Origin of the sequence: Sphingobacterium detergens (genome assembly GCF_003610355.1) — a bacterium.
GTDB classification, from domain to species: Bacteria; Bacteroidota; Bacteroidia; order Sphingobacteriales; family Sphingobacteriaceae; genus Sphingobacterium; species Sphingobacterium detergens.
The window spans coordinates 1,449,843-1,463,124 of sequence record NZ_RAPY01000001.1 but is presented as its reverse complement, the minus strand read 5'-3'; the positions used below and the strand labels follow the sequence as shown (position 1 = coordinate 1,463,124).

Sequence of the window (13,282 nt, the reverse complement as noted above, 5' to 3'; positions counted from 1 at the left end):
GTAGAATTCTATTTTTGTTGTAGTTATCTTCCCAAAAAGTAATGTATTGACGACTTTGGGATAGACTTTTACATGCTGTTATCACCTGATATTATTTAAAGCGAAAAAGATGAAGAAATACAAGAATACGATTTTTTATGTGACGTTAATTGGTACGCTGCTCTTGGTGATGTACTGGGTGATCCATTTGGGAGCACAATTGCAAAGCCAAGAGATACTCCATGGTGAAAAGATAAGTCAGGGGGGCTGGCAGGATTTTAAATCGACCTTATTACATAGTCTTCAGCATCCATTGGCTATATTGCTAGCACAGATTGTGACGATCATTATTGCTGCACGGGTAATGGGCTGGATATGTATCAAGATTAAGCAACCTGTTGTGATCGGTGAAATGCTTGCCGGTATTATATTGGGGCCATCCTTATTAGGGCTTTATTTCCCTGAATTCTCCCATACACTGTTTCCCGTTGAATCCCTGAGCAACCTACAGTTTCTGAGCCAGATCGGCTTAATCCTGTTTATGTTTATTATCGGAATGGAACTTGATCTCAATGTGCTGCGAAATAAAGCACACGATGCTGTGGTAATTTCACATGCGAGTATCGTTATACCCTTTACATTGGGAATTTCCTTAGCCTACTTTTTATACCTGTACCATCCACCGGCGAATGTGGAGTTTTTGTCCTATAGTTTGTTTATCGGTATTTCGATGAGCATTACTGCTTTTCCGGTCCTGGCAAGGATCGTACAGGAGCGCGGACTACAGAAAAGTAAACTTGGGTCGATGGTCATTACCTGCGCTGCTGCCGATGATATTACGGCCTGGTGTATTTTGGCTGTGGTGATTGCGATCGTGAAGGCCGGCGATTTTGCAAGTGCTTTATATACGATCGCGCTTGCTATTGCTTATGTGCTGCTGATGATCAAAATTGTGCGCCCCTTTTTGATGCGCGTGGGGGAGGTGAAGGGGACGCGTGAGGGGCTGAACAAACCTGTTGTTGCGATATTTTTTATTGTCCTTTTATTGTCTGCTTATGCAACCGAAGTAATCGGTATACATGCGCTGTTTGGTGCTTTTATGGCTGGAGCGATTATGCCCGAAAGTAGCCGTTTCCGTACAGCATTTATCGAAAAAATCGAAGATGTATCCACCTTATTGTTATTACCGTTATTTTTCGTGTACACAGGGTTGCGTACACAGATCGGTCTATTGAATGATCCACAACTATGGATGATCACCATTGTGATTATTTTGGTCGCCGTAATCGGGAAGTTCGCTGGTAGTGCATTGGCTGCCCGCTTTGTCGGACAGAGCTGGAAGGATAGTTTGAGCATAGGTGCATTGATGAATACCAGGGGGCTGATGGAACTGATTGTATTGAATATCGGTTACGATCTTGGTGTATTAAGTGCTGAGTTATTCTCTATGATGGTTGTGATGGCATTGATCACCACTTTTATGACCGGTCCTTCGTTGGACTTGATCAATTATCTATACCGACCCAAGAAACGTTCTTTACAAGAAGAAATCCAGAATAAATCGAAATTTAAAATCCTCCTGTCATTTGCGAAAAGCAATACCGGGATTTCATTGCTTCATCTTGCAGATGCGCTTACATTAAAATCCAAAAATACGGCGGAAATTACAGCATTGCATATCGAACCGTCAAATGAACTCCATCATTATGAAGTCGAAACGCAGGAGCAGGATAGTTTTCGGGAAATAAAGCAGGTTGCACAGGATTTGGAACAACCTATTCAGACGATTTTCAAAATTTCCAGTGACATTGACAGTGAAATTGTGCAGACCTCAAATGAGCAAAGTCAGGATCTGCTCTTGTTGGGTGTCAGTGAATCCATCTACGAAGGTAGTCTTTTGGGACGCTTCCTGGATTTCACCTCGCGCATTATCAATCCAGAGAAATTGTTTCATACGGTCACAAACGCCGAATCACCTTTTGCTACCTTTGACAGAAATCAACAGATCAATGCCAAAGTCAATGCGATGGTGGGAATTTTGATTGACAAAAACTTTGTCAAGGCTCGTCGTGTTATTGTTCCGATACTATTGAAAAATGATGAATTCCTCTGCGCACTCATACAGCGATTAATTCACCATTCAGATGCGCAGGTGATGGTATGGGATTTTGATCAGATCTTACGTACCCATGAAAGCTTTCGGGAGAAATTAAGACACCTGGAGCAACTTGTGCCCAATCATTTGACGATAATGGAGGAGAAGAATCTTGATGTTGACTTGTGGGCGCAACAAGATCTGATGCTTATTAGTTTGCCTTGCTGGCATAAAATTGTCAATAAAAAGATGGATTGGCTCCATCTTACACCATCCACTTTGCTGCTTGCAGACCGAAAAAAATAAGAGATTATATACAAAACGCGCCGCAACTATTTAGTTGCGGCGCGTTTTGTATATAATAAAGCTGGAAGTTATTTTCCGACCTTATTCACTTTGATTTTTAATCCGATCAATTTTTCAATATCACTTAAATAAGGTCTTTCTTCGACATCACAGAAGGAGATGGCATTACCTTCTAAACCAGCTCTACCTGTTCGACCGATGCGGTGTACGTAGGTTTCCGGTACATTCGGTAGGTCGTAATTGATGACCATAGGTAACTGTTCAATATCTATTCCGCGTGCGGCAATATCAGTAGCGATCAGAATTTTCAGACGGTTTTCTTTAAATTCACCCAATGCCTTTTGTCGTGCATTTTGTGATTTATTACCGTGAATTGCAGCAGCACGAAGGCCATTCTTTGCCAATAATTTGACAATTTTATCCGCCCCATGTTTTGTACGGGAAAATACAATCGTACGGTCTTGCTTAAATTGCTTAAGCAGGTTTGTGAGTAGTTTTATTTTCTCTTTTTTCTCTATAAAATAAACTGATTGATTTACTTTTTCAGCAGTTGAACTCACTGGAGTTACGTCTACTTCAACAGGTTTGTGGAGTATACCATGCGCAAATTTGCGAATATTGGGCGGCATCGTTGCTGAGAAAAACAGGGTCTGTCTTTTCTCCGGTACTTTTGCCAAGATCTTTTTGATATCGTGGATAAAGCCCATGTCGAGCATATTGTCAGCCTCATCAAGGATCAAGACTTCAATTTTATCCAGAAAAACCAATTTCTGATTCATCAGATCCAATAGACGACCTGGTGTAGCAACTAAAATATCCACACCTTTTTTTATTTCTTTGACTTGTCTGTCTTGATTGACACCACCAAAAATGGTGCAATAATTTAGTTTAAGATGTTTGCGATATAAATTGATATTCTCACCGATCTGTATTGCAAGTTCACGTGTTGGTGTGAGGATTAAAGCGCGGATAGGCATTGTTTTACCATGTGCATTGTGCTCAGACAAACGCTGTAGCAAAGGTAAAGCAAAGGCTGCCGTCTTTCCGGTACCCGTTTGTGCACATCCAATAAGATCCTGACCGCTTAATATAACGGGGATCGCTTTTTGTTGGATTGCAGTAGGGGTTGTATATCCTGTTTCTGAGATTGCTTTGAGAAGAGGAGAAATTAAATTGAGTTGTTTGAATTCCATTAAAATATAACTAGGAAAATAAGCTTAAACTAAAACCCTTTATTGTTGTCTCAATCCTATTCAATGATTGATTAGGGGCATTGGTGTGTCGCCTGAATATGAATAAGTGTATTGAAAATAACAAGGGAAGAATACGAAAAAGAAATGGGATAAATCATTATGAATTACCCCATTAACAAGAAAGTGTATTTTTTGGATTACGCCAATTTTACGTTTGTAGCGTTGATTCCTTTTGGAGTTCTTTCTACATCATAAGTTACAACGTCGCCTTCAGATACTTGGTTCTTAAGAGCAGAAACGTGTACGAAAACGTCTGCGCTACCATCCTCTGGTGTAATAAAACCAAAACCTTTAGTTTCATTGAAAAATTTAATTTTACCTGTATTCATTATTTTTAATTAAGTCCTGCAAGGTAGGGATAATAAATGATTAATCTTTTATTTTTCGTTGAAATAACAAAGTTTTTTTTCCTTCTTAACATTAAATTAATGATAATCAACCTTCAAAGGGTGTAGGGTCTGTTTTTCTATTGCCTTGAAAGTCAGTTAGTGAACTGTCTTTAATAGGGTTCTGTAACAGATGAATCCCCGATATCTATCACAAGGAATCAATAGAAACATGAATGAGTGGAAACAAACTTATCCCGCCATCTTTCACCTGGAGATCCACTACTAGGGGGGTACCTTCATTGGTTCTAATGTCGATATATATTTTACAATGATTTTGGTGAGGGCTTAAATTGAATTTTGTATTTTCATCAGGAACTTAAACCAAGAGCATATAAACCAATATAATGATGAATAGAAAAGACTTTATCCGAACTTCCAGTATTTTAGCCGCAGCGTCATTCATAGGCAAAAGCCAGGCATCCAGTTTGTTTGAACAGCCAATTCGAGTAGGGGTAATCGGGGTAAATGGGATGGGCTGGTCTGACCTGAACGCTTTATTAAAGCAACAAGGGGTAATCTGTACCGCACTTTGTGATGTTGATGAAAATATCTTGAACAAAAGGGTGAAAGAACTTCAGGAAAGAAATATCAAAGTGGCCAGCTATGTTGACTATAAAAAGATGTTGAGCAGTTCGGATGTAGATGCCGTGATTATCGGAACGCCTGATCATTGGCATTGTCTACAGATGATCGATGCCGTGAAGGCGGGCAAGCACGTTTATATCGAAAAACCTATCGGGAATTCTATTCAGGAATGTCAGCTGATGCTGGCGGCAGCAAAGAAAAGTAATGCTGTTGTTCAGGTAGGGCAATGGCAGCGGAGTCAACAGCATTTTAAAGATGCGATTGATTTTGTACATTCAGGTAAGCTCGGGAAAATACGTTTGGTCAAGGCTTGGTCGTACCTAGGTTGGAAAAATAGTATTCCTATTGAACCAGATGCACCGATTCCTGCGGGGGTACATTACATGGACTGGTTGGGTCCGGCCACAAAAAGACCTTTTAATATCAACCATTTTCATTTTAATTTCAGGTGGTTTTGGGATTATGCAGGCGGTCTGATGACAGACTGGGGCGTACATATGCTCGATTATGCTCTGCTGGGCATGAAAGTCTCCGATCCGAAATCCATTATGGCTTCGGGTGGAAAATTTGCCTTCCCGGATGATGCAGGGGAAACACCGGATACCATGACTGCGGTCTACGAGTTTGACAACTTCAATATCCAGTGGGAACATGCCAAAGGAATAGATTTAGGACCTTACAACCGTAACCATGGTGTTGCCTTTATTGGAAATAATGGAACCTTAGTCTTAAACCGTAACGGTTGGGAAGTCATACCCGAAAAGGGAAGGATGGAGGCGGTTGCATTGCGACCATCCGTTGACAATGGACTGGAGAAACATATGGCAAACTTCGTAGATGCTATTCGACAAAAAAATCCACAGCTGCTGCATGCCCCGCTTGAAGCGGGTGCGCATATCGCTATTTTTTCGCAGATGGGGAATATTGCCTATAGAACTGGGCAGAAGCTCTACTGGAATAAGGAAAAACAACGTTTTAATGACGAAAAGGCAAATAAATACTTAGCGTCAGTATATCATAATGGATATAAGTACCCCAAGGTTTGATAGCTGCTGATAAGACCTGCTATCGAGGCTGCAACCAATCGGAAGCTGATGACTTTTAAAAAAATATGCTGACTTTGAGCTGTTAAAATTAACACAGCTCAAAGTCAGCATATACATCACTTTTCTGTCAGAGGGCTGACCGATGGCCTTACTGTGGTTGTGCAGCTTTTGCGGAGGCCTAATGAAAGACAAACTGGTTGGCAATCGTAATCTCTTCCTGATTAATGGAATGACCGAAATTTGGATACACGGCTAGTTTAACGTCTGCATTTTGTGCTTCCAAAATTTTTACGGTCGCATTGACGCGTTCCAGTGGAACATGAAAATCGGGATCACTGGTACCGATAAATATCGGGGTTTGCATAAAATCTCCGCTATACTTACTTAAATCTATCTCTTCGCCAATAAGTCCGCCAATAATGGCAACAGCGCCACCATAACGTTTGGCATGTTGAGCCAGAAATTCAAGTGTAAGGCAAGCTCCTTGCGAGAATCCGAAGAAATAGATGTTTTCAGTCTTGATCCCCTTATCCAAAGCAAGTTGTACCGTATTTTCAATGACTTGAATTGCCGAACTTAACCAGGGTTCATTGCTTTGCTCAGGTGCCATAAATGAATGTGGATACCAGGTGTAATTGTCAGCCTGCGGTGCTAGTAGTGCGTAATCCCCCACATTCAGATAAGCAGACATGCTCAGGATATCCGTTGCGTTTCCGCCGCGGCCATGAATCATGATCAGTGCTTTTTCTGTATTTTCTAAACTGTGTCCAGCTGTTTTAATATTACTTGAGTGACTCATTATAGTTTTTCCTATACTGTTTTCTTAAACCATACATCGTCATATATGTCGGGATGACGATGGAATTGCGCATTTACATAAGGACATAGTGGGACAATCTTCATGGTATTTTCCCGAGCATAGGAGACCAGTTTTTCCAACAATATTTTTGCGAATCCTCTGCCTTCAAAGGCTTCGTCAACCTCTGTGTGGTAAACAACCAGTTTGCCGTCGATAATGGCTATGCTCATTAAACCAGCTTTTGTCTCATCGGAGAACAATTGAAGTTCGCCACGCTGATTCTTATCCAGTACAATTTCTGTTCTTTCCATAGTTTTACTGTATTTAATATTACTTACTTTGATCCTAATCTAGTTTTGGTAACGACGCTTCAATCTCTGACCGATGGTTCTCGTATTGTTTTGGCAACTTGAGGTCTGTCCCTAGGCTTTCCAAAGGTTCGTCGATGGTAAATCCGGGATTGTCTGTTGCGATCTCAAACAAAACACCGCCCGGCTCACGGAAGTAAAGGGAGAAAAAGTAGTCCCGATTAATCTTCGGTGTAATATCCAATCCTGCCGAAAGTACTTTTTCGCGGTAGTCCATCAGGATATTATCATCTTTTACACGAAAGGCAACATGATGATTGGTGCCAGCGGCATTGCGACCGAAGGATAAATTGGGGTCTGCAAGAATGTCCACAATATTTGCGGTCCCGATACTGTCAGTAGACAATCTATAACGTCCGTTTTCTTGTCCTTGTACAGTGTAGCCCAAGATATCTGTCAAAACCCGTAATGTAGGGTCAGCTTCCTTCAGAGAAAGAGTAATATTATGAAAACCCTTTAATGCGTTTTCGTCCTTTATTTCCGCAGTAGTCCATACACTTCTATTATCCTTGGTCGAAGGCTCAATAAATTGGATTTGTAATCCGTCAGGATCTGTGAATGAAATCAATTTCTCGCCAAAAATTTCGTCTTCCTGAAAAGCCACCTGATGTTCTTTTAGCCTGTTTTTCCAGAAGTCCAGACTTCCTTCAGGAACAGCGTAACCGATATGGGTAGCCATACCAGCGCCCTGTCTACCTTTACCAATACCTTCCCAAGGGAAAAAGGTCAGTATAGTGCCCGGATCTCCCTGCTCATTACCGAAGTAAAAATGATAGGTGCCTGGGTCGTCAAAATTGACAGTTTTCTTTACCAAGCGAAGCCCCAATACACCGGTGTAAAAATCGAGATTCCGTTTTGCGTTATCAGCTATCGCTGTAATATGATGCAGTCCTAATATGTTATTGTCCATGGTTGTTGTTTTTTATTTTTTTTAACTGATGTAAAATTACGGCAGCTAAAAAAAAAAATCATTGAACTAGATTAATAAAAACAGGAAATGAACTTTTTGTTTTAGTTTGTTGGTAACTTTTAAAAAGGGGCGGGCTTTAAACAAAACCTTCATGCTCTTTATAAGCACCAACAGCCATGAAAATCAACTGAAGGTTCTTTCTGATCAATAGAAAACAGACAATTCAAAAAAAAACACCTGAAGTTGGGGACTTCAGGTGTTTCTAACCTAACCAATTATTAACCTAAATTTATGAAATGTATATTTCTGAATATTATACTATCAGAACATTTTCAATTATCATGCCATCTTTTTTATTTTTAACAGTTCATGGAGGTTGTTGATTAAAACAAAATACTGCGGCTAAATGTTGTTTACCTAATTATCTCATAAAAGAGAGGAGCTTCGGTGATAAGTTCTTTTTTGCACTAAATAGCGGTTTGAAAACAATGAAAAAAAACATAAATTTTACTATACTGGCGGCACTAATATGTCTCTTATTTACCGGATGCCAACAAAAAAGCCAGCATGATAAGTCCGGGGAAAAGGATCAGACCCAGCTGGACATTAATAAAGAGAATAAGCGGATCGTATTGGACTTCTATCAGCAGATGTTCGGTGACAAGGATCTGTCGGCGGTAGACAAATATATTGCGCCGGAATATATCCAGCATAATCCTGAAGTAGCAGATGGTGCAGCCGCATTTAAAGCCGCAGCTGCAAAGTGGTTTGAAGGGCAACCAAAAACCAAGGTAGACGTGCAACGTATTGCTTCAGATGGTGACCTTGTATTTATCCATATTAAGAATAAAAACCCTGATGGGAGTCTCACCTCCACAATAGATATTTTCCGGTTGGAAAATGGAAAGATTGTTGAACATTGGGATGCACAGCAAGAAGTACCCAAACAATCTGCAAATGAGCATCCGATGTTTTAATTAAGACTGTTTTTTATATTAATGCTAGTTCCTTTTTAAAAAAGGCCTTATATTTAATACGCTATCAATAAATTGGGTAGTTTTGTATTGACGACAGAAAATAATTAATCTAAATGAAGCGAATCTTAGGCGCAGGCCTGTTTTATATCCTTATATCAGCTTGTAGTGTTCATCACAATCCAAAGGAAAATCCTCAGGTATACCTACAGAATCCGGGACGGGAAACGAAGAAATGGAAACTCGTGTGGGAAGAGAATTTTAATTCACCCAAGTTGGATACGACCAAGTGGACCCGGATTCCTGCTGGCGGGGCAGACTGGAACCGGCACATGAGTTTGGATGATGCCTGTTTTGGTTGGGAGAAAGGGGAATTGATTCTGAAGGGTATCAATAATACGGATCGGAAGAAGGACGAAAGACCCTTCCTGACCGGAGGAATATGGAGTAAGGGGAAATTTGCCTTCCAATATGGGCGTATTGAAATAAGAGCGAAGTTGGGGAGTGCTCAAGGAGCCTGGCCAGCAATGTGGATGCTGGCGGAGTTGGATAAATATGGTCAATACCCTCGAAATGGTGAGATTGATATCATGGAACACCTCAATTTTGATGATATTATTTATCAGACAACCCATTCACATTACACCTTGAATTTGGGACAAAAGGATAATCCTAAGCATTCGGGGACAGCAAAAGTCAACGCCGGATCATATAATGTCTATGGCATCAGCTGGTATCCAGATCGAATTGTATTTCAGCTCAATGGCGAGGATACATTCACTTATCCGCGAATAAGTGGTGTTGATGCATCCCAGTGGCCTTATGATCAACCTTTTTACCTGTTGATAGACCAACAGCTTGGCGGTAGCTGGGTAGGAAAAGTGGATCCGAAACAATTACCTGTCGAAATGCGGGTGGACTGGGTTAAAGTTTATCAATAACCAGACTGTGTTTACCACCTATTAATATAGCGTTAATATAGTGTGTGTACTATTTAACGATGGATTATCGATTCAGTGGTAATCAATAGATTAATTAAGTGACAAAAACTTAACATACCGACCGGGAAAATAATGTTTATTTTTGACCCCAATTATGGAAGATAATACAATATTTAAGATAAGTTATAAAATAAAGGAAATCCGCAAGGAGAAGGGTATAACGATACAGGAAGTGGCTGATAAAGCTGGCGTAAGTAAGGGCCTGATATCACAGATTGAGAATAATCGAACTATACCCTCGTTGCTGGTGTTGATTAATATCATTAACGCGCTGGATGTCGACCTGAATGAATTCTTCAAGGACTTTAATTCCGACCTCGATGCGGGGCCAGTAGTTGTTCGAAAAAAAGATAGTTATACATCCTTTGAAAAAGAACATGCTGTTGGATTTAACTATAAACGTATTTATACCTCCGCAATGGATAGTTCTACCATGGATATTGTATTGCTGGAATTGCTTCCTGATGCCCAGCGTCCAATGGTGGAAACAGAAGCTTATGAATATAAATATATCATCAGTGGACAAGTGGAATATGTATTCCAGGACCAAACGATTAGACTGGAAGAAGGTGATTCTATTTTCTTTAATGGACGATTGTCGCATACACCACGCAATGTAGGAAAGGAAAAAGCCCTGATGCTAATTGTGTATTTTTTTGAGAATAAACGTTAACAGCATTCCATCGGAGCATCATAAAAGCATCATTGACTATTTCAATGATGCTTTTTTTTTCTGCCCCCAAAATATCGGTTCGATTATTTATATTTGTTTATAAATACTTAACAAAAGTTTAGTGTTGTGTTAATTTCCAGAATTTACTTTTGATTGCGGACAATGAGGTCCGTCAACAATTCTAAATCATGGATTTAAACCAGCGAATAAAAAGACGTATAGCGGGATTAGACGAGCGTTCGGTGGCCATACTACTGGCTATTACAGCATTTTTATGTTATACAAGTATGTATTCATTCCGGAAATCATTTACCGCTTCGGCTTTTGCCAATGAATCTATTTTAGGTATAGATTATAAAGTCTGTATGGTTATTATTCAGATGTTGGGTTATTTGGTTTCAAAATTCTATGGAATTAAATTTATCTCCGAAAGCAAGCAGCGTCATCGAGGGCGTTACCTGATCGCATTGATCTGTATTTCATGGGCCGGTTTGCTGGCTTTTGCGCTTGTGCCTAAACCATGGAATGTTATTTTTCTTTTTATCAATGGTTTTCCGCTGGGAATGGTCTGGGGCTTGGTGTTCAGTTACCTCGAAGGACGTCGATATACAGAAATCATGGGGGCAGTGATGTCTGTGAGTCTAATTTTTGCCTCCGGTTTTATCAAGACTGTCGGTCGTTGGTTAATGGCTACATTTCAGGTTGATGAGTTTTGGATGCCATTTTTGACAGGAATGCTTTTTTTCTTACCCTTTGTGCTGTGTGTCTGGATCCTAGAAAATGCGCCGGGACCAACAGCACAAGATAAACGTTTACGGACCGAACGTGTGGCAATGGATGCAACGATGCGCAAACATTTTTTTAAAGTATTTATGCCGGGCATTATTCTGACCATTATCATCTATACGATGTTGACGATCTTACGTGACGTAAGGGATAATTTCGAGATAGAAATCTGGCAAATGCTGCATCTCAAAGGCGCCGGAATTTTTGCCAAAGTTGATGGAACGATAGCATTAATTGTCTTAATTTTAATAGGCTGCCTGATTATGGTAAAAGACAATCTGAAAGCATTTAAACTGATTCATTATATGATTATTTTGGGGTTTCTTACGGCTGGGATTTCCACCTATTTATTTACCATGCACTGGATCGGTGGTCTCAGTTGGATGTTGTTGGTCGGTTTGGGACTTTACATGGCTTACATTCCTTATAATGCCATCTTTTTTGAACGGATGATCGCAACCTATCGCATGAAAAGTAATATCGGTTTTGTCATGTATATGGCGGACTCCGTTGGCTATTTAGGAAGCTTTTTGATTTTAATGAATAAAGAATTTTTGCCAAATTCAGTCACCTGGGGGGCTTATTTTATCCAGCTGGTCTATCTTGCCTCCATTATAGGCGCTATTCTGGCGATCTTTTCGCTCGTTTATTTCGTTCGTAAGAAAGAGCAGATGAAATCAAAGAAAGGTGATGAATTGGTTCAGCCCTGGCAGGCATCCAGTGGAGAAGTACAAATAAGTTAACGCTAATATTTTTAAAGAATGAAAACAAATACATACGATTTAATTGTTGTTGGTGGTGGTATCCTGGGAACTTTTCATGCGTATCATGCATTGAAAAAAGGATTGCGTGTACTCCAGCTTGAAAAAGATAATTTTCCTGTAGGATCTACAGTGCGCAACTTTGGTCAGGTTGTACCATCAGGAATGGCGGGGGAATGGTTTGATTATGGTGTAAGGGGATTGGAAATATATCAATCTATTCAACAGGAGATGGATATTTCCATCCGGAATAATGGCAGTATCTATATCGCTTCTGATGCCGACGAGGTACAGGTTATTCATGAACTTTCAGCACATTATCAGACGAAAGGTTATGCTCATGCGCTCTGGTCCCAAGAACAAGTTCTGGCAAAATATCCTGCCCTGAATGCTGATTACGTCAAAGAGGCTATTGTTTTCGAGCAGGAATTGAGTGCAGAGCCCGAAACAATGATTCGTCAGCTGCATGTTTTTATGCAAGCAAAATTTGAAAATTATACGCTGAAATATGACACAACAGTCATCGCTTGTGAAGATGGCAATGCACTGGCACGTTTAACAACAAGCAGTCTGGATGTATTCGAGGGAGCGAAAATCATTATTTGTAATGGTTATGAATTTAAGATCCTGTACCGCTCTTTGTTTGATGATAGTGGTTTAGAAATCAGTAAACTGCAAATGATGCGTACTAAGCCTTTGCATCAGATCCAGTTGCCGGGAAATATCCTGACGGGATTGACGATTCGCCGTTATGAAAGCTTTGAAGAATACTGCCCTTCATTTGGTGTTATTCCTGTACCTGAGCATTATAATGAATTGCGTAAATATGGAATACATATTTTATTTAAACAGGCTACTGATGGTAGTATTATTGTCGGAGATTCTCATGAGTATGCCGCTGGCAATCGATTGGATGAATTAGGTTTTGCAGTTGATACCTATATTAACGAACTCATGATTGCCGAAGCCAACCGTATTATTCCGATGCAGAAAGATTGGATTGCCTCTTCCTGGTCGGGCTTCTATTCACAGCATAAAGATCATATTCTTGAGGTTGATATCAGCCCACGTATTCACGTGCGCACGGGTATTGGTGGTAAAGGAATGACAGCGAGTGCTGGCTATGCTGAGCGAAGTATTGAGAAGCTGTTTTAAGCATATCATTTTTTAGAATAAAAAGGGACCTACTATTTTTAGTAGGTCCCTTCTGTTTATACAGGTCTTTTCTTTCTATCTGAAGTTCATATAAGAGGAAAAAATAGTCAGTCAGGGGTATAGATTGATATTTTTAGAAAATTAATTATTAAGAATTTCTAATAGCAGTTTGCAGTTGTTGTTAGCAGATTTTCTGTAATCC

At 40.0% G+C, this 13,282-nt stretch carries 12 protein-coding genes; 7 read left to right on the top strand and 5 right to left on the bottom strand.

Translation table 11 applies throughout. The annotated features are described in order from the left end of the window. The first annotated feature begins 109 nt into the window (after positions 1-109). Positions 110-2,380 (top strand): cation:proton antiporter, encoded by a 2,271-nt coding sequence (locus DFQ12_RS06380; protein WP_120258131.1) that lies wholly within the window; start codon positions 110-112, stop codon positions 2,378-2,380. A gap of 68 nt (positions 2,381-2,448) precedes the next feature. On the opposite strand, the gene DFQ12_RS06375 is transcribed toward DFQ12_RS06380, so the two are convergent. Both DFQ12_RS06375 and DFQ12_RS06370 read right to left on the bottom strand, forming a co-directional pair. Continuing rightward, positions 2,449-3,573, bottom strand: a complete 1,125-nt coding sequence (locus DFQ12_RS06375; protein WP_120258130.1) for a DEAD/DEAH box helicase — start codon at positions 3,571-3,573, stop codon at positions 2,449-2,451. A gap of 197 nt (positions 3,574-3,770) precedes the next feature. Beyond that, a complete protein-coding gene (locus tag DFQ12_RS06370; protein ID WP_077434921.1) occupies positions 3,771-3,962 on the bottom strand; it encodes a cold-shock protein in 192 nt (63 codons plus the stop codon). 404 nt (positions 3,963-4,366) lie between these two features. Between DFQ12_RS06370 and DFQ12_RS06365 the strand changes: the two genes are divergently transcribed. Next, on the top strand, positions 4,367-5,653 hold the full coding sequence (locus DFQ12_RS06365) for a Gfo/Idh/MocA family protein (RefSeq protein WP_167457202.1): 1,287 nt from the start codon (positions 4,367-4,369) through the stop codon (positions 5,651-5,653). Positions 5,654-5,831: 178 nt separating this feature from the next. Here the strand turns inward: DFQ12_RS06365 and DFQ12_RS06360 are convergent, their stop codons facing one another. The 3 genes from DFQ12_RS06360 to DFQ12_RS06350 are packed head-to-tail and all read right to left on the bottom strand — an operon-like array spanning position 5,832 to position 7,730. Then, positions 5,832-6,452, bottom strand: coding sequence for an alpha/beta hydrolase (locus tag DFQ12_RS06360; protein ID WP_120258128.1), 621 nt, complete (start codon positions 6,450-6,452; stop codon positions 5,832-5,834). 11 nt (positions 6,453-6,463) lie between these two features. Then, positions 6,464-6,763 carry a GNAT family N-acetyltransferase gene (locus DFQ12_RS06355; RefSeq protein WP_120258127.1) on the bottom strand — a complete coding sequence of 100 codons (300 nt, stop codon included), beginning with the start codon at positions 6,761-6,763 and terminating at the stop codon, positions 6,464-6,466. 34 nt (positions 6,764-6,797) lie between these two features. Further along, on the bottom strand, positions 6,798-7,730 hold the full coding sequence (locus DFQ12_RS06350) for a ring-cleaving dioxygenase (protein ID WP_120258126.1): 933 nt from the start codon (positions 7,728-7,730) through the stop codon (positions 6,798-6,800). A gap of 488 nt (positions 7,731-8,218) precedes the next feature. Here DFQ12_RS06350 and DFQ12_RS06345 point away from each other — a divergent pair, with 488 nt between their 5' ends. The 5 genes from DFQ12_RS06345 to DFQ12_RS06325 all read left to right on the top strand — a co-directional run bounded on the left by DFQ12_RS06345 (position 8,219) and on the right by DFQ12_RS06325 (position 13,080). Continuing rightward, positions 8,219-8,707 (top strand): nuclear transport factor 2 family protein, encoded by a 489-nt coding sequence (locus DFQ12_RS06345; RefSeq protein ID WP_120258125.1) that lies wholly within the window; start codon positions 8,219-8,221, stop codon positions 8,705-8,707. Between the two features lie 113 nt (positions 8,708-8,820). Continuing rightward, positions 8,821-9,645, top strand: coding sequence for a glycoside hydrolase family 16 protein (locus DFQ12_RS06340; protein ID WP_120258124.1), 825 nt, complete (start codon positions 8,821-8,823; stop codon positions 9,643-9,645). A gap of 154 nt (positions 9,646-9,799) precedes the next feature. Beyond that, complete coding sequence (locus DFQ12_RS06335) at positions 9,800-10,378, top strand: helix-turn-helix domain-containing protein (RefSeq protein WP_120258123.1); 579 nt, start codon at positions 9,800-9,802, stop codon at positions 10,376-10,378. Between the two features lie 188 nt (positions 10,379-10,566). Beyond that, on the top strand, positions 10,567-11,907 hold the full coding sequence (locus DFQ12_RS06330) for a DUF5690 family protein (protein ID WP_208642446.1): 1,341 nt from the start codon (positions 10,567-10,569) through the stop codon (positions 11,905-11,907). A gap of 18 nt (positions 11,908-11,925) precedes the next feature. Beyond that, complete coding sequence (locus DFQ12_RS06325) at positions 11,926-13,080, top strand: TIGR03364 family FAD-dependent oxidoreductase (RefSeq protein WP_120258122.1); 1,155 nt, start codon at positions 11,926-11,928, stop codon at positions 13,078-13,080. The last annotated feature ends 202 nt before the right edge of the window (positions 13,081-13,282 follow it).

Bases quoted from the DNA above. Each gene is read 5' to 3' on its own strand.
- DFQ12_RS06365 (WP_167457202.1), top strand. From the start codon at position 4,367: ATGATGAATAGAAAAGACTTTATCCGAACTTCCAGTATTTTAGCCGCA.
- DFQ12_RS06340 (WP_120258124.1), top strand. From the start codon at position 8,821: ATGAAGCGAATCTTAGGCGCAGGCCTGTTTTATATCCTTATATCAGCT.
- DFQ12_RS06370 (WP_077434921.1), bottom strand. From the start codon at position 3,962: ATGAATACAGGTAAAATTAAATTTTTCAATGAAACTAAAGGTTTTGGT.
- DFQ12_RS06345 (WP_120258125.1), top strand. From the start codon at position 8,219: ATGAAAAAAAACATAAATTTTACTATACTGGCGGCACTAATATGTCTC.
- DFQ12_RS06375 (WP_120258130.1), bottom strand. From the start codon at position 3,573: ATGGAATTCAAACAACTCAATTTAATTTCTCCTCTTCTCAAAGCAATC.
- DFQ12_RS06380 (WP_120258131.1), top strand. From the start codon at position 110: ATGAAGAAATACAAGAATACGATTTTTTATGTGACGTTAATTGGTACG.
- DFQ12_RS06335 (WP_120258123.1), top strand. From the start codon at position 9,800: ATGGAAGATAATACAATATTTAAGATAAGTTATAAAATAAAGGAAATC.
- DFQ12_RS06330 (WP_208642446.1), top strand. From the start codon at position 10,567: ATGGATTTAAACCAGCGAATAAAAAGACGTATAGCGGGATTAGACGAG.
- DFQ12_RS06355 (WP_120258127.1), bottom strand. From the start codon at position 6,763: ATGGAAAGAACAGAAATTGTACTGGATAAGAATCAGCGTGGCGAACTT.
- DFQ12_RS06360 (WP_120258128.1), bottom strand. From the start codon at position 6,452: ATGAGTCACTCAAGTAATATTAAAACAGCTGGACACAGTTTAGAAAAT.
- DFQ12_RS06325 (WP_120258122.1), top strand. From the start codon at position 11,926: ATGAAAACAAATACATACGATTTAATTGTTGTTGGTGGTGGTATCCTG.
- DFQ12_RS06350 (WP_120258126.1), bottom strand. From the start codon at position 7,730: ATGGACAATAACATATTAGGACTGCATCATATTACAGCGATAGCTGAT.